This is a genomic window from Chloracidobacterium sp. D (assembly GCF_018304685.1).
Lineage (GTDB): Bacteria > Acidobacteriota > Blastocatellia > Chloracidobacteriales > Chloracidobacteriaceae > Chloracidobacterium > Chloracidobacterium thermophilum.
In genome coordinates this window covers 2,542,485-2,562,938 of the sequence record NZ_CP072634.1, presented here as the reverse complement: position 1 = coordinate 2,562,938, position 20,454 = coordinate 2,542,485, and the positions used below count along the sequence as shown (strand labels likewise).

General features: G+C 60.1%; 18 protein-coding genes, 1 tRNA gene and 1 pseudogene. 9 read left to right on the top strand and 11 right to left on the bottom strand.

The window, feature by feature from the left end:
- Positions 1–10: 10 nt before the first annotated feature.
- From J8C01_RS10895 to J8C01_RS10880, 4 genes are read right to left on the bottom strand one after another with little or no spacing between them, the layout of a single operon-like run.
- Positions 11–1,051, bottom strand: a complete 1,041-nt coding sequence (locus J8C01_RS10895) for a glycosyltransferase family 2 protein (protein WP_249355451.1) — start codon at positions 1,049–1,051, stop codon at positions 11–13.
- Positions 1,020–1,931: a ChbG/HpnK family deacetylase gene (locus J8C01_RS10890; RefSeq protein WP_211431927.1), complete on the bottom strand. Its 912-nt coding sequence runs from the start codon at positions 1,929–1,931 to the stop codon at positions 1,020–1,022. Before J8C01_RS10890 ends, J8C01_RS10895 begins: the two co-directional genes overlap by 32 nt.
- A complete protein-coding gene (locus tag J8C01_RS10885; RefSeq protein WP_211431926.1) occupies positions 1,921–2,790 on the bottom strand; it encodes a TrmH family RNA methyltransferase in 870 nt (289 codons plus the stop codon). Before J8C01_RS10885 ends, J8C01_RS10890 begins: the two co-directional genes overlap by 11 nt.
- A 28-nt stretch (positions 2,791–2,818) precedes the next feature.
- A complete protein-coding gene (locus J8C01_RS10880) occupies positions 2,819–3,472 on the bottom strand; it encodes a hypothetical protein (protein WP_211431925.1) in 654 nt (217 codons plus the stop codon).
- 170 nt (positions 3,473–3,642) lie between these two features.
- Between J8C01_RS10880 and J8C01_RS10875 the strand changes: the two genes are divergently transcribed.
- Complete coding sequence (locus J8C01_RS10875) at positions 3,643–4,959, top strand: protein kinase domain-containing protein (protein WP_211431924.1); 1,317 nt, start codon at positions 3,643–3,645, stop codon at positions 4,957–4,959.
- 57 nt (positions 4,960–5,016) lie between these two features.
- Entirely contained in the window at positions 5,017–6,420 is a 1,404-nt protein-coding gene (locus J8C01_RS10870; protein ID WP_211431923.1) for a tetratricopeptide repeat protein, read from the top strand.
- 50 nt (positions 6,421–6,470) lie between these two features.
- Here J8C01_RS10870 and thrB read toward each other — a convergent pair whose 3' ends face one another.
- Positions 6,471–7,442, bottom strand: coding sequence for a homoserine kinase (gene thrB, locus J8C01_RS10865; RefSeq protein ID WP_014100673.1), 972 nt, complete (start codon positions 7,440–7,442; stop codon positions 6,471–6,473).
- 83 nt (positions 7,443–7,525) lie between these two features.
- Between thrB and J8C01_RS10860 the strand changes: the two genes are divergently transcribed.
- On the top strand, positions 7,526–8,362 hold the full coding sequence (locus J8C01_RS10860; protein ID WP_014100672.1) for an alpha/beta fold hydrolase: 837 nt from the start codon (positions 7,526–7,528) through the stop codon (positions 8,360–8,362).
- A 35-nt stretch (positions 8,363–8,397) separates the two neighbouring features.
- Here the strand turns inward: J8C01_RS10860 and J8C01_RS10855 are convergent, their stop codons facing one another.
- The 5 genes and pseudogenes from J8C01_RS10855 to J8C01_RS10840 all read right to left on the bottom strand — a co-directional run bounded on the left by J8C01_RS10855 (position 8,398) and on the right by J8C01_RS10840 (position 12,924).
- Positions 8,398–10,104 carry a SpoIIE family protein phosphatase gene (locus J8C01_RS10855; RefSeq protein WP_211431922.1) on the bottom strand — a complete coding sequence of 569 codons (1,707 nt, stop codon included), beginning with the start codon at positions 10,102–10,104 and terminating at the stop codon, positions 8,398–8,400.
- Between the two features lie 49 nt (positions 10,105–10,153).
- Complete coding sequence (locus tag J8C01_RS10850) at positions 10,154–11,494, bottom strand: FHA domain-containing serine/threonine-protein kinase (RefSeq protein ID WP_014100670.1); 1,341 nt, start codon at positions 11,492–11,494, stop codon at positions 10,154–10,156.
- Positions 11,495–11,560: 66 nt separating this feature from the next.
- Positions 11,561–11,896 carry an FHA domain-containing protein gene (locus tag J8C01_RS10845; protein WP_014100669.1) on the bottom strand — a complete coding sequence of 112 codons (336 nt, stop codon included), beginning with the start codon at positions 11,894–11,896 and terminating at the stop codon, positions 11,561–11,563.
- Positions 11,897–12,367: 471 nt separating this feature from the next.
- A pseudogene (locus J8C01_RS15625) lies at positions 12,368–12,436 on the bottom strand (zinc-ribbon domain-containing protein); the annotation flags it as partial.
- A gap of 272 nt (positions 12,437–12,708) precedes the next feature.
- The gene (locus J8C01_RS10840; protein ID WP_211431921.1) at positions 12,709–12,924 is read right to left on the bottom strand and encodes a PLDc N-terminal domain-containing protein; all 216 of its coding nucleotides are present in this window, start codon (positions 12,922–12,924) and stop codon (positions 12,709–12,711) included.
- Positions 12,925–13,233: 309 nt separating this feature from the next.
- Here J8C01_RS10840 and tpiA point away from each other — a divergent pair, with 309 nt between their 5' ends.
- The 3 genes from tpiA to J8C01_RS10825 all read left to right on the top strand — a co-directional run bounded on the left by tpiA (position 13,234) and on the right by J8C01_RS10825 (position 14,740).
- Entirely contained in the window at positions 13,234–14,010 is a 777-nt protein-coding gene (gene tpiA, locus J8C01_RS10835; protein WP_014100666.1) for a triose-phosphate isomerase, read from the top strand.
- Between the two features lie 67 nt (positions 14,011–14,077).
- Positions 14,078–14,596: a preprotein translocase subunit SecG gene (gene secG, locus J8C01_RS15520; RefSeq protein ID WP_014100665.1), complete on the top strand. Its 519-nt coding sequence runs from the start codon at positions 14,078–14,080 to the stop codon at positions 14,594–14,596.
- Between the two features lie 61 nt (positions 14,597–14,657).
- Positions 14,658–14,740 (top strand) — tRNA-Leu (locus J8C01_RS10825).
- Between the two features lie 65 nt (positions 14,741–14,805).
- On the opposite strand, the gene pdxT is transcribed toward J8C01_RS10825, so the two are convergent.
- Positions 14,806–15,387 (bottom strand): pyridoxal 5'-phosphate synthase glutaminase subunit PdxT, encoded by a 582-nt coding sequence (gene pdxT / locus J8C01_RS10820; protein ID WP_211431920.1) that lies wholly within the window; start codon positions 15,385–15,387, stop codon positions 14,806–14,808.
- A 380-nt stretch (positions 15,388–15,767) separates the two neighbouring features.
- Here pdxT and J8C01_RS10815 point away from each other — a divergent pair, with 380 nt between their 5' ends.
- The 3 genes from J8C01_RS10815 to J8C01_RS10805 all read left to right on the top strand — a co-directional run bounded on the left by J8C01_RS10815 (position 15,768) and on the right by J8C01_RS10805 (position 20,438).
- Positions 15,768–18,365, top strand: a complete 2,598-nt coding sequence (locus J8C01_RS10815; RefSeq protein WP_014100663.1) for a hypothetical protein — start codon at positions 15,768–15,770, stop codon at positions 18,363–18,365.
- A 174-nt stretch (positions 18,366–18,539) separates the two neighbouring features.
- Entirely contained in the window at positions 18,540–19,061 is a 522-nt protein-coding gene (locus tag J8C01_RS10810) for an indolepyruvate ferredoxin oxidoreductase subunit alpha (RefSeq protein WP_211431919.1), read from the top strand.
- A 279-nt stretch (positions 19,062–19,340) separates the two neighbouring features.
- Positions 19,341–20,438 (top strand): bacteriochlorophyll A protein, encoded by a 1,098-nt coding sequence (locus J8C01_RS10805; RefSeq protein WP_014100661.1) that lies wholly within the window; start codon positions 19,341–19,343, stop codon positions 20,436–20,438.
- Positions 20,439–20,454 lie beyond the last annotated feature (16 nt).

Sequence of the window (20,454 nt, the reverse complement as noted above, 5' to 3'; positions counted from 1 at the left end):
TGCGGGAAGGCTAGGTGCGGAGCGGCGTTGCCGAGGCCGGCGGACGCGCCGAGGGATAGTGCACTACCTTTTCAATGGTGTAAATCGGCTGCCCCTGTGACTCAAAATAGGTACGTGCCAGCAGCTCGGCAACCAGGCCCGTCGAAAAAAGCTGGATACCGGCCAGAATCAACAGCGTGCCCATCATCATCCAGGGGGCATGGACTGTGAAAACGTCGCCGCCTGTCCAGAGCTTCCTGGTCGTCAGTACTGCCCAGATACTCATCCCGACAAAGAGGCTGAGCAGGCCCGGCATGCCAAAGAAGTGCAGGGGGCGGGTGACGTACTTGAGCAGAAACCGCACGGTAACGAGGTCAAACAGCACCCGGAAGGTCCGTGAGAGGCCGTAGTGGGATTGCCCATCTTCCCGGTTGATGTTCTTGATCGGGACTTCAATGATGCGCGCGCCGTTCCAGCTTGCCAGCGCCGGAATGAACCGGTGGAGTTCGCCATACAGCCGGATGCGTTTGATGGTGTCGCGCCGGTAGGCTTTGAAGGTCGTGCCGAAGTCGTGCAGCTCGACGCCTGACAGCTTGGCCATCAGCCAGTTGGCCACCCGCGAGGGGATACGGCGCAGCACGAGGTTGTCAATCCGTTTATGCCGCCATCCGCTGGCCAGGTCGTAGCCGGCATAAATGGGTTCCACCAGGGCCGGCAAGTCGCTGGGGTCATGTTGCAAGTCGCCGTCCATGGACACAATGATGTCACCCCGGGCGTAATCGAAACCGGCGGCCAGGGCCGGCGTTTGCCCGAAGTTGCGCTTGAGTTTGATGACTGTCACCCGGGAATCGCTGGCGGCAATGTCGGCCAGAAGCTGGTACGTCCGGTCGCGGCTGGCATCGTCCACGAAGATGATTTCAAACGAGGGGTAGTGGGCTTCCAGAACGGTGCACAGGCGTTCGTAGAGCTTTTCGACACTGCCCTCTTCGTTGTGCATGGGGATGACGACCGAAATTTCCGGCGGCGGGAGTTGGTCGGTTTCATCGAGCATGGTCGGTCGTACGCGGTTCATTACAGTGATCGAGATGGGCAAAGCTCACGAGCTGAATGTTCTGCCGGGTGATTTCAGCCCGCACCCGGGCATCAGTCAGGGCGGCCAGTTCCCGGACGCGCGATGCCTTGAGACGGGTCGGGTAGTGCCGCAGGGTATCATCCATCTCAGACGGGTGGCACATCAGTTCACTCGTCCCGACGGGCAAAAGGCGAAGGATATAGCAGATAAGGGCGGGATTGAGCAATCCGGTGTGGGCAAAGCCGAAGAAAGCATCCGGGGTGCGGACGCTGGCTGTCCGCAGCCGCGCCCGGAAGTCCGCCGCATAGCGGGCCAGGGCCAGCGCGCTGGCTTTCTGTTGGATGAAGGTCAGGATTTCACCGGGCCGCAACCCGGCCAGCGAAGCGAAGGTCAGGCGTTCATGCGGCCGCCGCACAGACTGGATGCCATAGCTTTCAGCGACCCGGAGCATCGCGTCCAGCACCTGTGGGTGGGCATGCGTGTGTTTGTGGCTGTCCAGATGCGTGGGTTGCAGCCCGGCGGCGAGGACTTTTTCCACCTGGGCGCGGAACTCGATTTCGATTTCCGCCGGGCGGAGTTCCCGGCGCAGGAGGCGGCGCAGAAACAGCCCGAAATCGTTGGGAAGGGTGCCATCGGGGCCGAGCAGGCTACGCACGTCAGATGGCGGAGCAACCGGTTGGCCGCCCAAGAGGACAAGATGGATGCCGACGCCCAGCCGGGGCGCATCGCGGAGGCGGGCCACGGCGTCATCAAAGGCCAGACCGTTGGCCATCAGTGTGGTACTCGTCACAATGCCAGCTTGGTGAGCACGGATAATCCCGGTGTTGACACCGACGCACATCCCGAAGTCGTCGGCATTGACAATGAGCTTACGGCGCATCGGTCGCTCCCCCGGCCGGCGGTTGCTGAGGGGCAGGTGGCGGAGACCCGGCTGATGGTCGGCGCTGTCGCCGGGCTTCATAGAGCAGCAAGGCGCCGGCCACGGCAACATTCAGGGATTCAACCGGTTCTTCCATGGGAATCATCAGGCGGGCAGCAAGCCGGGCTTGCCATTCGTCGGTCAGCGAGCGCAGACCGTGGCCTTCCGAACCAAGCCAAATGAGCACCGGCTGCCGCCAGTCGAAAGCCTCGTAGGGGGTGTCGCCCTGGCTGTCAGCCGCGACAAGGCAGATGCCCTGCCGATGAAGTTTCCGCAGTTCATCAGCCACGTTGGGGCCGGCGATGATGGGCAGTCGGAAGGCCGAACCGGCCGATGCCCGCAGAGCTTTGGGCTGGAAGGGGTCCACCGTGCCGACCGTGACCAAGGCTGCCGTTGCACCAGCGGCTTCGGCAGTGCGAATCAGCGCCCCCAGGTTGCCGGGGGACTGGATACCATCCGCCAGCAGGAACAGTGGCGCCGGGCAGTTGGTGATGTCCGGTATTGTGGACACCGGGCGGCGTCCCAGCGCCACGATACCCGGTGGCGTTTCCACATCGCTGATATGCGCCATGACCGCCTCGGTCAGCAGGGCGCCCCGGCAGGGCTGCGATTGCAGGTTGGCGAGCAGTTGTGCGCCGCGCGGGGTGTCGCACAGTCGTGGGCTGTACGCGATGGCTTCAAAGACGATGTGACTGTGCAGGGCTTCCTCGACCAGACGCACCCCTTCAATGAAGATGACGTGCCGATCCCGTCCCTCGCGGGCGGCGACGAAGCGTTTGACGAATGGGTTGCTGCGGCTGGTGATGGTGTCAATGAGCATGGGGTTGGTGGGCTGCGGATGTTGAACTTCAGACTGTCGGACGCCGAAGCGCCTCGGCCAGTTCTGTCCAGTTGACCGAGGTGCGGACGATGAAATGCCCCGGAACGGGGGTAATTGAGTTGACGGTAACAAAGTGTAATGGGCGCAGTCGCCGTCCGGCCAGGGTGTATTCCAGATTGAGCGCTGCCCGCATTTCGGGAATCTGATTGAGGTTGACTTCCAGGCCACGCCCGTCGAAGTGAAGCCCGGCCGAGGGGTCACCGGCTTCGCGCAGGGCATGCGCCTCGCCCAGCACGTGGTGAAACAGCAGGGTCAGCAGATGGGCGGCAGCCCGCTGCCAGAGCCGTGTGCCATGGACAGCGACCGGGCCGGCCGGCACGAGATAGATGCGCCGCCGATAGCGTGTGAAGGTGATGTGCTCGATACGGAGTGGGACACTCACCCGGGCCAGAAAAAACCGCTCGCTGCGAGCTGAGATGGTAAAGCTGCCCTCTTGCGTTTGGAGTGTGACCTCCCGCACACCGCGCATAGGGGTCGTCGCCAGTGCCTTGTTCAGATGGGTTTCATCCACGCGGATTTCCCCGGCCGCCAGGCGCGCCAGCGTATTGTCCCGGTGAAGTTGGGTGAGTACGTCGAGCGCCTGTTCACTGCGCTCCCACGCCTGACGAATCCATTGCCACATTGTTGATGGTCATGACACTCCCCGACCGGCGGGGCAGTGTTGTGCGCCGAGAGTCTGTTTGACAAGCGAAAGACGGCTTCTGTAGATTTGGTACGTCCTGTACATCGCTGATTTGTTTTGCAACGGTCGGTCCGTTGTTCCTCCCTTCCCTGTTCCAAAGCACAACGGTTATGAAGCGCTGCGTCATCTGTGGCAAGGAATTCCACGACCAGATGCGGTTTTGTCCGTTTGATGGCGGCGCTTTGGAAACCGTAGAACAGGACGCTTTCATTGGTCGGACGCTCGATGGAAAGTACTACATCGAGGCCAAGATTGGTGAGGGGGGCATGGGATCGGTCTATCGTGCGCGTCACCTGCTGATGGATACGCAACTGGCCGTTAAGGTGCTGCATCCGTCGCTGGTGTCCGATGCCACTTCGGTGGCGCGCTTCCAGCGTGAGGCACAGGCAATGGCCCGTATCCGGCACTCGAATGCCATTGCCGTCACGGACTTTGGCGTTACGGAAGACCAGATCAACTACATCGTCATGGAGTTGTTTGAGGGCGAATCGCTGCGCAAAGTCCTCGAACGCCAAAAGAAGCTTCCCTATGCCACGGCCATTGCCATTGCCCGTCAGGTGTGTGGGGCGCTCGAAGCCGCCCATCGCAGCGGCGTCATCCACCGCGACATCAAACCGGAAAACATCTTTCTGTCGCCCCAGCCGGACGGGTCCTACTTCGCCAAAGTTATTGATTTTGGCATTGCCAAGATTGTGACCGATACTTCAAAGGGCGGCCCGCCGCTGACCCGTCAGGGGATGATTATCGGTTCGCCGCACTACCTGTCGCCGGAGCAGTGTACCGGGCAGGAACTGGATGCCCGTTCGGATATTTACTCACTGGGCATCGTATTGTTCGAGATGCTGACTGGGCAGGTGCCCTTCACGGCGGTAACGCCGGTGGCAGTGGCCCTGCTCCACGCGAATGAACCGCCGCCCAGCCTGCGCAAACTCAATCCTGAAATTCCCAAAGCCTTGGACGACCTTGTGATGCGTGCCCTGGCGAAGTCCAAAGCTGATCGCCCGGCCAGCGCCCGCGAGTTTGCGGAAGAGTTGGCACGGGTGGCGCGACTCTTCAGCCCATCATTTGATCCGGTTTCGCCGCTGGTGGAAAAGATTCTGGATGCTTCCATCCCACCTTCCAATGGCGCCCCGCCGCTGATGGACACTTCTGTCCCACCAGCTTCCAGCGTCAGGCAGCGTCCGGCTGAGCGTCGTCCACCATCCACGGCTGCCCCTCCTACAAATGTGCCGCCACCAGTGGCTGCCCCGCCGCGTGTAGCTTCGGAGACCCTGCCCTCCACAACCAGTACAGCTTGGGTCGGAAGCAGCCTGGCCACCTACGGGCAGTCGTCGTCTGACAGTCAGCTCTGGCTGCGCTGGGTGGTGGCGGCAGTCGTGGTCTTCCTGGTCCTGCTCGTTGCCTTTCTGATGTATCTTTTCTCGTGAACGGGCCCTCTTGTGGTCATCACACACATGACAGAAGACATCACGAGAAAAAGAACCATGGTTTCACCTATTGCTTATCTGCGCTTACTTGGTCTCTGGCTTTGCCTGCTGACAACACTTTCCCCGGCGCAATCCCCGGTGGATGCCAACTCGGCTTCCAAGCCGAAGCTGCACTATGGCGACCCCGACTATGTGGGGGCACGGATTAGTTTTGAATGTCAGAGCTGTTCGCTCCCGGATGTGATCCAGGGCATCCTGGTCAAGGCTGGTGTCCGCTTCGAGTTTCCAGAGGCACAACAGTGGCAGCGGGTCGCCGATACGGTGGTCGTCAACGATGAGCCGTGGAATACGGTTTTGGATGTTGTCCTGGCCCGCCATCAGCTTCAGGCGACCTGGTCAGAGCTGGGACGGCTGGTGATTTCCCGTCGGTTGACGCCGGTGGCGACCGGGCCCGGCAAACTCGGACAGCTTCTGGCGGGACTTCCCCCGGTGCCGGCCAACATCACCACACTCAACTCGGCGTCCCGCGCCATCGAGGCCGAACGCCTCTTCCGCGAAGGGATCGGGTATTTCTTCCTGGCCAACCCGGATGATTCACGGCTGGCGTTGGTGCGCTTTGCCTGGGCCACCCGCATTTTCGATGAGGTTGAATACGCCGGGCGTGAGGCTACAGCGCTGTATATGCTCGGTGCGGCCTTTCTCGATCTGGGGCAAACCAGGCGGGCGCGGGAGGCCTGGCTGCGCGCCCGTGATTTCGGACAGAACGCGGGCAATCAGCGGGCTGCCCTGTTGTCTGAAGTCAGCCTTGCCTACCTGGATGCACTGGAGGGCAAATCCCCGGAGGCAGCCCGGCGCGCTGCGGTGGCCGGTCTGGAGTTCTTCAGACAAGTCACATCGCGCACCAATCTGAGCAGTCGTTCCCTCGTTGATCAGGAATTGGATGCCATGCTCGTCACACTGTCTGGTCGGTTATTTTTCCGGCTGGGGGATATGGAGACGGCCTGCCAGGCTTTTGACCTTGGACTCGATGCCTACACAAAGCTGGAGGATGGGGCCCGTGGGATCGTTGAAAATGCCGTCTGGCTGGAACGCTGTGCAGAGTTGCTCGGCCGGCGCACCGAAGCTCAGCAGGCCATTGAGACGGGGCGCACCGTTCAGCGCGGGGCGCGGTCAGAGCGCCTGCGGATTGCCCTGCTGTCCTGGATGGGGAAGGTGTATGCCGAGTCCGGCGACCTGAAAAAGGCCCTTGAACTACAGCGCGAGGCCCTCAATGCCCTCCGCCAGTTGTCCGACCGTGCCCTGGAAACTGGCGTGCAGTGGAACATGGCACATATCCAGGCGGCTTTAGGAAACCATGCCGATGCTCGCCGGAGCTACGAAAACGTTTTGAAGCTGACCGAAAAAGAGACGGATGCCTTTTGGCGCACTCAGGCGCAGGAAGCTCTGGCACGTTTGCCCTAGTCGCTGGGCCCTGGCTCCTGTCGGCTGCTGCCTGTCCCACTGCCAATAGGTCAGGCAGGGTGAAGGGCTTCGGCAGGGGTTGCACACAGGTCTTCATCCGGGTGCAGGTAGCGAATGGTGCGCCCGATTGTGTCAATCCGCGGGTGATAGACCACTGACTGATGGCCATGGGCAGCAAAACACTGCTGCATGGCAGCGGCAATGCCTTCAAGGTTGTGTGACGCCAGTGCCAGTGCTGACGGCCCAGCTCCGCTCAGGGCCGTCGCCCAGAGTCCGTCCTGTTCGAGTTCGAGAATTTCCGCCAGGCCGGGGACAAATGGCGCACGGTAGGGCTGGTGCAGGTGATCGCGCATGGCTTCACGCAGCAACTCATAGCGGTGATGTTCCAGCGCCCCCACAAACATCATCACGTGCTGCATCTGGAAAATGGCTTCGGCGCGGGGGATGGCGTCCGGCAGGATGGCCCGCATCTGCTCAGTGGGAAGCGCAAAGTCCGGCGTAACAATAATCAGATGGATGTCGGCAGGGAACGTGCGATGAAAGAGAATGGGGGTGCCGTGTGCGCGCCCGCAAGAGGTAATCCATCCACCGTAGCGGGCCGGGGCGAGGTTATCCGTGTAGTTTTCAAACACCATAGCGTGCCGCAGCAGTTCCGGTTGTGCGAATTCCATCCCTGTCACGGCTTCCACCAGTGACACTCCGGCGATGATGGCGGCGGCGCTGCTCCCCAGACCGCTGCCGAGTGGAATGGCATTGCTGATGTGCAGGTCGAGCGGGGGTAAATTGACGTAAGCGCTGGCGGCTGTATGGCGTGCAACACGGCAGATAAGATTGTCCGCCGGGTCGAGGGGAATGCCATCGGTATAAGGCCCACTCACCGAAAGACGCCACGGCTGGCCAGCCGGTCGGATTTGTCCCCGGACGTGAAGGTAGAGACCCAGAGCGAGTCCCATGGTGTCGAATCCCGGACCCAGGTTAGCCGTTGATGCCGGGATGCGAATCTCGAATTTTCGTTCCAACATTACCTGTAGTTCCTGTCTGAACAACACCCCAACCGGGGGAGAGCCATCTCAACCTGGCGGCGGATGCCAACTCGACAGCCACGATGCCTTTTCTCGATACGGATTGTGTCCGACTGTATGTGCAGGTCATTGGCGACAGGGGCCTGCCGATTATTTTTGTCAATGGCTGGGCCGCAACGTGTCAGATGTGGCGGCCATTGGTCAAGCGCCTGTCTCGGTCATATCGTTGCGTGCTCTACGACCCACGGGGCACAGGGCGCTCGCTGGCCACTGCTTTCGGCACAACCTTTGAGGTCGAGGATGCTGTAGCCGACCTCCATGCCGTACTGCGCTATGTCCAGGGGTGGGATGCCCATGTCGTCGGACAGGGGACGGGGGCGGTGGTCAGCCTGCTTGCTGCCCGTGAGCGTCCGCAAAACTTTTCTTCGCTGACCCTGATCGGCACGGAGTGTCTTCCGCCGCCGACGGGACGCGACCGGGAGGCTGAAACGGACCTGCTCTGGACTCAGGCGCAGGTACTTTTGCAGGAAGCCGCCACCTTGCCGTATGTGCGCCAACTGTTGCTGTGGCGCTACCGGCGGGTGCCCGAACCGTACCGAACCCAGCTTTACGAAGACTTTGCGACAACCGATCCTCGCGCGGCGTATGGTCTGGCGCAGTCGGTCCGTGATGTCATCATCCGCGTCCGGTTCTGGGATGCTCTGCGGCAGGTTCCCCTTCCCATCCTCCTCGTACGGGGGGCACTCGATGATGTGCTGTCACCTGCAAACCACCGCGACATGTTTGACTGCATCCAGCGGGGGCAGACCGCCACGGTGCGCGAGGCCGGTCACTTACCGACCCTGGAATACCCCGACGAATGCGCCGAGTTGCTTCAGAACTTCTTTCGGACAGAATCGCTGCCAGCCTATCGTCCATAACCAGTTCAGGGGCCGGCGAGCTGGTGGGTACAGCGTCAGGTAGGAAGCCGACGGAGTAACACCAAAGTCAGGTCATCAGCAGCAGGGGCGCGTCCGACAAAACGGCTCACGGCTTCCTCCACGCGGTCGCGCAGACGCGAAGCACTCAGGCCCCGGTTTTTGACAATTGTCTGCACAAGGCGTTCGAGTCCCAGAATGTCGCCTTCTTCGTTCATGCTTTCGGTCAGTCCATCAGTGTAGATGGCAAGGATATCACCCGGCGTGAGACAGACCTGGTGAATTGCCGGTGAGACGTTGGGAGTAATCCCCATGGGAATGCCTTGGGCCGGGAGTTCGGTGTAGGTGCCATCCGCGTGCACCAGCAACGCTGGATCGTGCCCGGCACTGGTGTAGTGGAGGATGCCGGTCACCGGGTCGAGTTCTGCACAAAACAGAGTGAGAAACTTGTTTTCGGGGGAATTTTCGACCAGGTAATCATTGACTGCGGCAACAATGTCCGCCAGGGTTCGCGCCGTCTGGGCTTGGGCGCGGAGCGCCGCATGGACGCTGGACATCATCAGCGCTGCCCCCATGCCTTTGCCGGCCACGTCGCCAACGGCAAGGATGAGTTTGCCGTTGCCACGGGGAATGAAGTCATAGTAGTCCCCGCCAATTTCACGGCAGGGAAAGCTGAGGCCGGCAATGTCCCAGCCGGCTAGTTGCGGAGGGCGGCTCGGGTGCAGGCTGAGCTGAATTTCGCTGGCGACCTGGAGTTCTTCTTCAAAGCGGCGTTTTTCGAGGCGTGCTTCAAGCAGCCGAGTGTTTTCGATTTTGATGGCGGCCACGCGGGCAATCGTGGTCAGCAGGTCGAGATGGTTCTGGTCAAAGTGAGTGGGAGTGAAAGGGTTGTCCATGTACAGCAGGCCCAGCACTTCGCCTCCGGCCAGCAATGGTGCCGCGATAAGCGAGGCAGATGGGGTGTCGGTGTAATACGGTCCCCCCTGCAGCGCTTGGCTGACCAGGATGGGTTTTCCATCCTGCAGGACATGGGCATGGATCGACCAGGGAAGTGTCACCTCCAAGTGAGCTGTTTGTTGGGTGGTGCGGTGGGCCTGTAGCTGAAGCTGCCCGTGCTCATCCCGGAGCAGGAGGTAGGCGCGCTCTGGAGCAATGGCCTCGAATGCCAGTCCCAGGATGGTATCCAGGGTTTCCTCCAGAGACTGATCCACGGCAAGGGTTTCCACGACCTTGCTGAAGATGGGCAACCAGTTGGGTGTCGCCAGCCGTTGAGTGGCCGGAGGAGGCAGGCATGAGGTAGCCGTCACAGCCTGCCACTCAGATGAGGGCGGCACATCCCTGATGGCGTGAGTGCTGAGTCGTTCGGTCGGTGCCGTCTGTCCGCCTTCAGTGAAGCGAAAAGCCAGTGGGGTTTTGTAAGAGCCGGAAGCTGTGGTTGTGCTATCGGCCACATGCAACTCAGTTTCGCCAATGCGAATGACATCGCCGAACTGGAGTGCCGCACTCGACTCAATACGTTGTCCATTGTGATAGGTGCCGTTGGCACTGCCGCTGTCGTAGAGCACAAAGAACTCGCCATCGCGCCGGATTTCGGCATGAAGGCGTGAAACAAAGGGGTCGTTCAGACAGAGGTCATTGCGTGACGACCGCCCAATCGTTAGCCGGACGCTTCTGAGCGGGACTTCAAAGGACGCTCCCGATGGTGGACGGACATGAATCGCCGGAGGGAGCTTGCGTGACGTCATGCAACCTAGCCAGGGCTACCCGGCGAGCCGTCACCGGGCGGGGTCTCATTCATTGAATCGTGAAGCGTACGCGCGTTTCACCCAGCTTGAGTTCATCACCGTTTTGCAGAGGGTGTGGAGTTTTGGGGATCAGCCGCACATTACCGTTCAGGAACGTACCATTGACACTCGACAGGTCTTCAATGAAAAACCGTCCGCCTTCCTGAAACAACCGGGCATGCCGCCGGGAAACCTTGGTTTCCGCGTCGTGTGGGGTCAGATCGATTTCCGGGAAGTTACCGGTATGGGGGTCGGTGCGCCCCAGCAGCATCGTACTTTTACTGAGTTCGTAGGCGGCCTTGGGGTTCCCGTGTGCATCGAGCACCTGTAAGCAGGCAACCTGGCGGTTGGAGGCTGCCTTACGTCCGCTGGCTCCCTGAGCCTGTGGTTGTGGTGCGCCACAGTGGGGGCAGAAGGCATCATCCGGGGCAAGGCTGCCCCCACAGGCAATGCAGAAGATAGGCTCAAGACTGGGCATCGGCGGGCTGTCAAGGTGGCGCAGATGCTCTTCCAGCATGCGCTTCATTTCAGCCGCCGAAGCTGGACGGTCCTGCGGCCTGTGGGCGACAGCCTGCATGACAATCGCCTCGATGCCTGTGGTCAGTTTGGGGTTGATGGCGCGGGGACGGGGATTTTTGCTGAAGTCAAAAATCAGGAGCGGATTGTCCTGTGGGTCAGCTCCCGTCAGCAGGTGAAACATCGTCGCTCCAAGGGAGTAGAGGTCTGAACGTGGCTCAACCTGCCCGGAAAACAGTTCGGGTGGAGCATACCCCATCGTCCCAATGGCGGTGACCCCTTTCTGGGTGGGCGCCACAAAACGGGCGATGCCAAAGTCAATCAGCATGACACGCGGGGGAGTCCGGGTCTCATCAAGCATGAGGTTGGCTGGCTTGAGATCGCGGTAAATGACGGGTGGGTTCTGATTGTGAATGTAATCGAGGACATCACAGACCTGGATGGCCCACTCGGTCACAGTCCGTTCATCAATGTAGCCCAGTTCACTGCTTTTGAGCTTTTTGGCCAGGTCATCCCCCGGCACATACTTCATCACCAGGTAGTATTTGCCGTCGTTGACAAAGTAATCATAGACGGTGGGAATGGAGGGGTGTTCCAGGCTGGCAAGGAGTTGCCCCTCGCGCTGGAAATCCTCGATGGCTTTCTGACGCTGGGCAGGGTCCGTGAACAGGTCGTACATTTCCTTCACGGCGCGGCGCGTCTTGTCATTGGCAGGCCCAAATTTTTGGTCATAGGCCAGATAGACGCTGCCCATACCGCCACCGCCAATGCGTTTGACAATGCGATAACGTCCTTCGAGGATGGTCTCCGGCGCAAGTTGTTTTTGGTTCACCATGGAGTTGGCAACGCTGAGAGCAGGCAAATCACGCCGTCCCCTGCCACGGCCGGGTGCAACAGGGGATCAGCGAATGTAGTGAAACTTCAAAAAAGTCTTGCCGACGATGATTTCGTCACCGTCGTTGAGGGGGTGCCGGTTACCGGGCAAAAGGCGTCGTCCGCGATTCACAAAGGTTCCATTCGTGCTGCCCAGGTCTTCAAGCAAATACTGCCCGTCCTGGCATAGGATGCGCGCATGGCGCCGCGAAACTTTGGCTTCCGGGTCATCCTGGTCAAGATCAACGTCAGGAAAAATGCCCCCATCCGCATCCCAGCGCCCGATATTGGACTCGGTTTCCGTCAGCAGAAACTCTTTGCCAACCGTTCCACCCCGCTGGATAACCAGTTTGGCGCGTGGCACAGAAGACGATGCTGGTGGTGAAGCCGATGGTGTCGCTGGCGGTGAGCCAGGCGAATGCATTTTGGGTGATGGAGTGGGTTGGGAAGCGGCTGTCGGAACAGCCGACCCCACAGGATGTCCCTGCATGACCGGCGGTGGTGTGGCCGGCGGGGACGACGCCACTGCTGGGGAAGGTATCGGTGGTGGAACTGGCGGCGGTGGCACTGCAAAGACATCGGCTGCTGATGAGGTAGCCGGAGAAGCCGAATGGGACTGTGGCGCTATGGCAATTGAAGGGACATTCGGCGGTGGCGGCGAAAAATCAGCCGGAGATAAACCAGGCGGGGTCGGTCTGGCACCGGCCGGGGATACCACTCCATAAGAAACCTGGCTCCGTGGAGGGACTGCGGCGGGTGGCGGAGGGGGGGCAGATGGAGTACCGCCCTGGAGCAGCGCACCGGATGTTGGCGCACCACGCATGGCGGAAAGTTGGTAGCCGCACTCGTCGCAGTACTCAGAGCCATCAAGATTGTCCGTACCGCACTGCGGGCAACGTATCATCGCACCTGACCTCATCTTGAACTGCTGTGGATGATTTCGAGAAGCCGAAGCAATCACCGATTATAGCCAAAACCTTGTGTCGGGCAAGCTGCTTTCTGGTCAACAGTTCTATGGTTTCAGAGCCGGTCCGGGCCCCACGACGGAGACATCGCACACAACCCGACAGCCCATCAGCCGGTGCCGGGACTGCCGTTGCCGCGCTTGAGTTGGGGACTGCTTGAGCCTGGTGCTGGAGGGGCGCCGGTCAGTGCCGGTGTGCCACCTGCGTTCCATCAGGTGCGGCCCTGAACCCAGTCCCGGAGAGCGAACAGATACACCAGCGGGCCAACGACCGGAAAGGCGACAATAAGGGCGACGGAAACAATTTTGCGGCCAAGTGTGCCACCACTGCGCAGCGCATCGGCCAGGGCAATGATCCACAGGGTCGTGGTCAGCAGCCAGAAGGTGTAGCGAATCATCGTGGTTTCTCCCCAAGTCGTGGTGGTCATCCCGTGGCAGGTGGGCAGTCTCCGCAATGGAAACCGGGTGACCCCAACCCACCCTGAGCGTTGCAAAGCAACGCTCATTTTCAGGTTTCAGGTTCAGGTGTCGGCGTTTCTTCCCGGCACCCTGCGCTTCGCTTACGGTTGAAACATGTGAAAAGTTGCCGGACTTCCATCCCGACCCGTTACTGTCTGGTACTCTGCTTGGTGCCTGCCCTCGATCCGGTTTTGCTTGGTCGTTTGAGAAGCGCACGCTAAAGTCATCCCACGAACACAGCGGCTCGTCAATGATGTGTCGCCAGTGAGTTTCCAAATATGGTTCTACGTACCCCGCTCATCATCGGAAACTGGAAAATGCACAAGACGGTCGCGGAGGCCGTCGCCTATGTGACTACCTTTCTCCCCCACATCGCCCAGGTCACGGGGATTGAGATTGGAATTGCCCCGGTGTTCACGGCGCTCTCCTCCGTGGTGGCGGCGGCTGCGGGGAGCGCTCTGCGGGTGTTAGCCCAGAATGTGGCTGCCGAAGGTCCAACCGGAGCCTTTACTGGAGAAGTGGCCGCCGAAATGCTCCGCGAAGTCGGTTGTTATGGCGTCATTGTCGGGCACTCCGAGCGGCGCCGTTACTACGGCGAAACCGACACCGTCGTGGCGGCCAAGGTGCGACGTGCCCTCAATGCACAACTTCTGCCCGTAGCCTGCATAGGCGAGACACTGGAGGAACGGGAAGCCGGAACGGCGCTGTCCGTCGTTGAGCGGCAGCTCCGGGCCATTGCCGGTACGTTGACACCGGACGAAGCCCCCCGTATAGTGCTCGCTTATGAGCCGGTATGGGCAATCGGCACGGGCCGGGCCGCCACGCCGGAAGTGGTGCAGGTGATGCACCGGCATCTGCGGGCCACCTGGGAAGAGTGCTTTGGCGCGCCAGCGGCAGAGGCACTGCGTATTCTGTACGGCGGGAGCGTGACGGCTGACAACATCGCGGCGTTTACGTCCTTGCCCGATGTGGACGGAGCGCTGGTGGGCGGGGCGAGCCTCTCGCCGAACGGTTTTGCCCAACTCATACAGCGGTCGCAGGTGGCTTCGGCGTAGGTGGTTGCGTACTATGCTGGATTGAAAAAGCGTTGATGTCGAGTCGTGGAGTAGTGAAGTTTTAGACATGCCTTGGTACGTTTACGCGCTGTACGCGCTCTTTGTCCTTGTCTGCCTGTTGCTTATTGGTGTGATACTTCTTCAACCCGGCAAGGGTGACATCGCTCTGTTTGGTGGCGGCAGCCAGACTGCCTTCGGCCCGCGCGGCGCACAAAAGCCCCTGGAACGGGTGACGTTTGTTCTGGGCGGGTTGTTCATGGCGCTGGCGTTCACCTTTTCCATTCCAGGAATTCTTTTGCCACGTTCGGCGGCTTCGGGCATCAAGGATACCCCGCCACCGCCCAAGTCAGAGAAGCCGAAAGAGGAGACGAAGCCGGAAGAAAAGAAAGATGCCACCGTGACGGAGACCCCAGCCGGGGCGGCTCCGGCTGCGGATACGCCTAAAGCAGGTGAGGATAAGCCCAAAGAGGAAAACAAGGGAAACGACAAGGAAAATAAAGACGCCAAGCCAGCCCAGTCCCAGTCCGAATCAGAAGGCGGACAAAAGGCCGGCAGCCAGCCGGAAACGCCAAAGAAGAACCAGTAAGGATTGCCAGGTTTTCTGGATTTCAACCCCGGCTTGGACGTATAGTGACAAAGCAGATTATGCCGAAGTGGTGGAATTGGTAGACACGTACGTTTGAGGGGCGTATGGGCAACCGTGGGGGTTCGAGTCCCCCCTTCGGCACCACCTGACCATGGCACGCGGCTACCGCGTGCCATTTATTTTTTTCGTTCAAGTGCCCGTGCAGGCGCTCAGGGCCGGTTCAAGCCAAAGACGAACTGATGGATGCGGGTGTCGTCCGTCATTTCCGGGTGAAAGGTGGCCGCGAAAATCTGTCCCTGCCGAACCCACACCGGATGACCGCCCCAGGTGGCCAGTACCTCGACACTGGGGCCAACGGACTCAATGATGGGCGCGCGAATGAAGACGAGTTCGAGCGGGTCAGGGCCCAGGCGCGGGATGGTCAGCGTCGCGGTAAAGCTATCCACCTGCCGCCCGTAGCCGTTGCGCCGTACGGTCATGTCCACAAGGCCAAGTGAGGGTTGGGCCGGCTGTGTGACGACGCGCGCCAGCAGAATGGCCCCGGCGCAGGTGCCCAGCAGCGGCCGCCCCGCCGCCGCAAACTCCCGTATGGCTGCAAACCACGGCTCCGCCTGGAGAAAGCGCAGCATGGTCGTGCTTTCTCCACCTGGCAGGATAAGTCCGGCCAGGTCGGTCAGGTCGGCCATGTGCCGCACGAAACGCGGTGTTGCGCCAGCCCGCCGAAGCGCCTCGGCATGGGCTGCAAAGTCACCTTGAAAACTGAGAATGCCAATCGGTTGCCGGTCACGCATAGCTCTGGAAACCTAACACGGACGCCGGGTTATGACCAATGCACGTGTCCCTGGGGCGACCGTCAACTGGTTCTGAAGCGCCGGGCAAAGCCTGACACTGAAGTAATGTTTGATCTCGATTGACCGTCAAAGTAGGTTGAAACCATCACGTTCAGGTAGCGCTGCCGGTTGCCACCGATACTTTCTACGCACTGATTCCATGATGAACGGGCGACGGCAGAAGGCCTGTAATGAGGCGCGCTCGCGCCGTCCTGGATTGTTTCCGTCCCCGCTTCGGCGTCCCCGTAAGTCAAGTTGCTGACGACACCACGCCTCGTCCAGGTGGCTTCCACGTGGCGGCTGTGGTTGGTGAGAAAGTCCTCTGTAGTAGGGAGTTGCTTATGGCTAGCTTTTCGTCCTACGCCAACGGGGTGAAGCGGTGGTACCAGAAGCTGGAACTACCGATGCCACCGGAGCGCATTTTCGGTGCGCACATGATGTTGATTGGTGGGCTGGCATGTCTGATTGGGACGTACTTTTTCGCCAGTATGACGATGTGGAACGACGGGTATGTGAATCTCACGCTGCGTCCACGTCTCATTTCACTGGGGATTTACGACCCGTACGACACAGAACAGATTCAGAGGGTGTGGCTGCCGCTCATTGGTGAGTTCAGCACCAGTAAGCTCCCGTTTTTTGGACAGTATCCTCTGACGATGACCGATTTCCGGCTCTTTGGCTGGGGGTGCTTCCACATTGGCCTGGGACTCTGGCTCGTCTATGCCGGCGCTGCCCACTACTACGGGGCGCGGGGGGGCGCCACGATCGGCGAAATTTTCTGGCTCCTGCCCTACGTCCCCGGACTCAAGGGACTGTGCCAGATCAAGTGGTTCACGCCCGAAGGGCCGTGGTACAAGGTCGGGCTGCCGTGGGGGAGCTTTGCCAATACGCCCTGGCCGATTCTGCGGCGCACCTACGCCGACGCCCTGAGTCCACACACGATTTACATCGGGTTGTTGTTTTTCATCTGGGGCTTTGTGCTGTGGTTTGTGCTGGACAAGCCGCCAGTCCCGCTGCAGCCGGCTCAGGTGATGACGCCCAATGGGCTGATGCCCCTCGAACAGGCACCGTTTCCTTATGGCTGGTTTGACCCCTACCTCAACCAGGTCATGCACCCGATGAACACCATCAACGGCGAAACCACGATGTGTTTCGTCTGGGGGGTACTGTTCGTGGCCCTTGGGGCGTACTGGTGGTATCGGCCGCCGCGCAGTATCAACATTACGCACCTGGAAGACACCAAGGCCGTCTTCCACGTGCACCTGACGGCCATCGGGTACGTGAGTTTTGCCCTGGCCATCGTCGGCTTCCTGGCGCTGCGCAATCACCCGTCGTACCTGATGCTCAATGACATGAACGTGATCATCTACGGGAAGAAGATCGTCAATCCCGGTCGGATGATTCACAACATGATCACGTTCAACCACGTGCAGGTCGGGTTGCTCTATGTGGCGGCGGGCGTCTTCCACGGCGGGCAGTACCTGCATGGGCTGAACATTTCCGGCGCGTACAAGCAGGCGCGCTCGAAGTTCATCACCTGGTTCCAGAATCCCGACCTCCAGACGAAGATCGTCGGGACGACCATGTTTGTCAGCTTCGTCACCGTGGTCTTTGGCTACGGCATGATCTGCTGGAACACCGGCGCGGAACTCGATCTCAACTTTGGTATCTATCAGTTCCGCTCCTTCCGGGCCATTCAGATGGATGGCGAAGCCGGCAATATCGGCTACCGGGTGTTTCGTCCGAAGAATCCGTGGGACCCCACGGCCGGTGGAGACTGGGTGAAGAACCCGGACGGAACCGCCAAGCTGGTCAAGGCACGTAACCTGCAGGTCGGCGACCGCATTCTCAATGAAGAACTCGGCATCGGGTCCTCTCCAACCTACAGTTTCACGACCATTGAGGAAATCAACTACAAGCCGGAATGGGGGCAGCCGAAACTGTATGCCGTGCAGTGGGGAAGCTGGACGCATTTCCTGCGCAAGGTCAACCCCCTGTTCTGGGTGGACAAGGGCATCTGGTATCTCCAGAACCAGAAGACCTTTGAAGCGACCCGCAAGGCTGATGAAGCCTATCTGGCCGCGCATCTCAAGGCCGTAAGCCTGCTCAACCAGATTGACGATGCCCAGACGGAAGAGGCGAAGCAGAAAGCCCAGGCCGAGTTGGACAAGTTCCGCCCGGAACTCGAAAAAGCGCATGCCAACATGCTTGAGTGGAACGAGCGGTTGGCCAGCACGCCGGCCGTGCTTTATTCCAACCTGCGCGATCAGCACCGCGATGGTGAGATCAACGACGCCATCTTCTTCTGGCTGATGATTGGCGGCTGGTTGTTCGGGTTCATTCCGCTGCTGCGCATTGCCTTCCACAACTATCAAAGCCCGTGGTACCGCGACTTTGAGTGGCGGAAACAGTCGCCGGACTTCCCGTGCATCGGGCCGGTCAAGGGCGGTACGTGCGGTGTTTCGATTCAGGACCAGTTGTGGTTCTGCATCCTGTTCTCCATCAAGCCGCTCTCGGCCATTGCCTGGTATCTGGATGGTGGCTGGATTGCGACGATGATGGCCCGTGGAAATGAAGCGTACTACCTCACGCACAACATCAGTCACACGGGCGGGGTGTTCCTCTACATGTGGAACGAAACAACCTGGATTTGGACCGACAATCACCTGACGGCCATGCTGCTGCTCGGGCACCTCATCTGGTTCGTGAGCTTCGCGCTCTGGTTCAAGGATCGCGGCTCGCGGGCTGAGGGAGGTGACATCCAGAGCCGCTGGGTGCGCCTGATGGGCAAACGGTTGGGCATCAAGACCCTCCAGGAAGTGCGTTTCCCGGTCTCAAACCTGGCCACTGCCAAGCTGTGGGGTACGGTGTTCTTCTACACCGGAACCTTTGTGCTGGTGTTCCTCTACTTTGCCGATGGTTTCTTCCAGAACCGGTAGGCAGCCGAAACCGGCGGATGGCCGTCTGTCTGTCATCCGCCGGCTCTTTCCCGGCCCTGTGCCGAAGCATGTAACAAAGTTCACATTGCCGCTGGTGACGGTTGTGGACATTTTTTCAACACGGAACTTGAAAAAAGTCTCCGTCATTTTCGCGGTGTGAAAGGCAAAGTCACCATGGCAGCAGAGGAGAAAGCAGAAACGACCAACGGCGCGCCGGCGGAAACACCGGCCAAGGCACCCGCCAAGGCCGCCGCCAAGGCCGCGGCCAAAGCTCCGGCCAAAGCCGCAGCCAAAGCGGCCCCGCCGCCCATTCCAGGGCCGCCAAGTCGCTTGTCGCGTCCGAAGACAGCGGCGCCGAAAAAGAAGCGCGAGCGGCAGATTTACACCATCATCGAGGAGTTGTGCATCGGGTGCGGCTTCTGCACGGATGAATGTCCGCCCAAGGTGAATGCCATCCTGCCACGGGATGTTGAGGCGGTCCTCGACGGTGGCGAAACCTACTGGATTGACCAAACCCGGTGCATCAGTTGTTCGCTGTGCTTTGTGGCCGGCACCTGCCCGACCGATGCCGTCGTCTTTACGGAAGGTGGGGTGTCACGGACGCAGTACATGGAGGACTACCTGCACATCGAGATGGTGGATGAGCCGTACTGGCGTCAACGCAACGAATTGTCGCGGATTGGTTCAATCCTGTGAAGTACACTGGAAGTAAGCCTCCCCAGGCGGCTTGAAAAGCCGTGAAGCCTCAACCCCGGAGCCGTCCGCAGCCGCCCGAAGGCACCACCTGACGGTAACACCTGACGGCGACTGCGGACCCGGACGGATGGAAGCCACGTCCGAAAACAAGGCTTCCGCCCCTTGCGTCCCCTGCCAGTGTTGATACTCCGCCCCGTGTCGCAGAACCGGGGCCGAGGGCTGATGTCGGTTGTCAGCCGAGATTTCCTTCTTTGAGTTCCTCCCGCAGGAGACCGCTGTATGGCAAGCAAACTCACCACTTCAAACTACGACCTCGACTTGGATGCCACAGGTTGGGGAACGCTGCGGGCCGAGGCCCGAATTTCCAATGTACCATCGGCTTCGCCGCTGTTGCCGATTGACGGCGAGCTGAAGCTTGAGGCCAAAAAGATTGAGGATGATGTTGTCCGGCTCACCTTCTTTGGGCAATCCATCGTGGATGGCATTCTGGGCCGGGTGGAAGGAGAATCCGACATTGCCAACGAATCACCGACGCGCCGGGTGGCGGCCGGTGACGGCAAGATTACAGTCGGCAAGTTCTCACACCGCTTTGAGTTTGAAGGCGTTGTGGATTGTCTGCGGTACTGGCGGTCGAAAGCCATAGACGACAACATCATCGCACGGAAACAGCGCCTGCTGTGCGGCAATCTTTTTCACGATCTGTCCGTGCGCGTGCCGCTCGACAGCGAGGAGGTCATTGATACCTGGCTGGAGATGCAGGACGCCTTCCGCAACTCGCCCAACTTTGGCGACTACATCAAGGATGTGTGGCTGATTGGGCCGCTGTGGAACGCACTGGAACAGACCGGGCAGAGCCTCGACAACATTGACGTGTATTACTTCTCGGAAGTCGAAGGCGGCGAAAAATCACGCATTGACTTCCGCTTTGCCGGCGGCGGCACAGGGATTGTGGATTCAATCAGCCGCTGGCTCGAATTGTTCCCTATTGATGGCTTGGGCAAACCGGTCAATCAGGGTGGGCGGGTGGCCCGCCTGCAGGGGAACTTCAACGCCAGCGTACAGGGGATTGAAGTCAAGCTGTTCGTTGAGTTGCCGGGCTTTAGTGTCCCTATTGAAGGCGGCAAACGGAAAGTTCTCAACCATCCGCTGGTGCCTTTGGCACACCACGGTATTGCGGTCAACTCCGAGCCGGCTGACCTGGCCATTCGCTTCAAGGTTTCCATTCCAAAGGGCAAGAAGTTTATCGAGACAGCCAACAGCTTTGAGTGGGACCGGGTGGCGGAAAACGTCCGGGTCTTCACGGGTGGTCGCTACAAAGCCTGGGCAGAGGGTATCTGCAAGGGCAGCTACTCACCCTTTGACATCTTCTTTGGTTGATTTATGGGCATCATCA

Excerpts from the sequence above, each read along its gene's own strand:
- J8C01_RS10890 (WP_211431927.1), bottom strand. The coding sequence starts at position 1,931 with ATGCGCCGTAAGCTCATTGTCAATGCCGACGACTTCGGGATGTGCGTC.
- J8C01_RS10805 (WP_014100661.1), top strand. The coding sequence starts at position 19,341 with ATGGCAAGCAAACTCACCACTTCAAACTACGACCTCGACTTGGATGCC.
- J8C01_RS10870 (WP_211431923.1), top strand. The coding sequence starts at position 5,017 with ATGGTTTCACCTATTGCTTATCTGCGCTTACTTGGTCTCTGGCTTTGC.
- J8C01_RS10855 (WP_211431922.1), bottom strand. The coding sequence starts at position 10,104 with ATGACGTCACGCAAGCTCCCTCCGGCGATTCATGTCCGTCCACCATCG.
- secG (WP_014100665.1), top strand. The coding sequence starts at position 14,078 with ATGCCTTGGTACGTTTACGCGCTGTACGCGCTCTTTGTCCTTGTCTGC.
- J8C01_RS10875 (WP_211431924.1), top strand. The coding sequence starts at position 3,643 with ATGAAGCGCTGCGTCATCTGTGGCAAGGAATTCCACGACCAGATGCGG.
- J8C01_RS10880 (WP_211431925.1), bottom strand. The coding sequence starts at position 3,472 with ATGTGGCAATGGATTCGTCAGGCGTGGGAGCGCAGTGAACAGGCGCTC.
- thrB (WP_014100673.1), bottom strand. The coding sequence starts at position 7,442 with ATGTTGGAACGAAAATTCGAGATTCGCATCCCGGCATCAACGGCTAAC.
- J8C01_RS10840 (WP_211431921.1), bottom strand. The coding sequence starts at position 12,924 with ATGACCACCACGACTTGGGGAGAAACCACGATGATTCGCTACACCTTC.
- J8C01_RS10895 (WP_249355451.1), bottom strand. The coding sequence starts at position 1,051 with ATGAACCGCGTACGACCGACCATGCTCGATGAAACCGACCAACTCCCG.
- J8C01_RS10815 (WP_014100663.1), top strand. The coding sequence starts at position 15,768 with ATGGCTAGCTTTTCGTCCTACGCCAACGGGGTGAAGCGGTGGTACCAG.
- J8C01_RS10885 (WP_211431926.1), bottom strand. The coding sequence starts at position 2,790 with ATGCTCATTGACACCATCACCAGCCGCAGCAACCCATTCGTCAAACGC.
- J8C01_RS10860 (WP_014100672.1), top strand. The coding sequence starts at position 7,526 with ATGCCTTTTCTCGATACGGATTGTGTCCGACTGTATGTGCAGGTCATT.
- tpiA (WP_014100666.1), top strand. The coding sequence starts at position 13,234 with ATGGTTCTACGTACCCCGCTCATCATCGGAAACTGGAAAATGCACAAG.
- J8C01_RS10810 (WP_211431919.1), top strand. The coding sequence starts at position 18,540 with ATGGCAGCAGAGGAGAAAGCAGAAACGACCAACGGCGCGCCGGCGGAA.
- J8C01_RS10850 (WP_014100670.1), bottom strand. The coding sequence starts at position 11,494 with ATGGTGAACCAAAAACAACTTGCGCCGGAGACCATCCTCGAAGGACGT.
- pdxT (WP_211431920.1), bottom strand. The coding sequence starts at position 15,387 with ATGCGTGACCGGCAACCGATTGGCATTCTCAGTTTTCAAGGTGACTTT.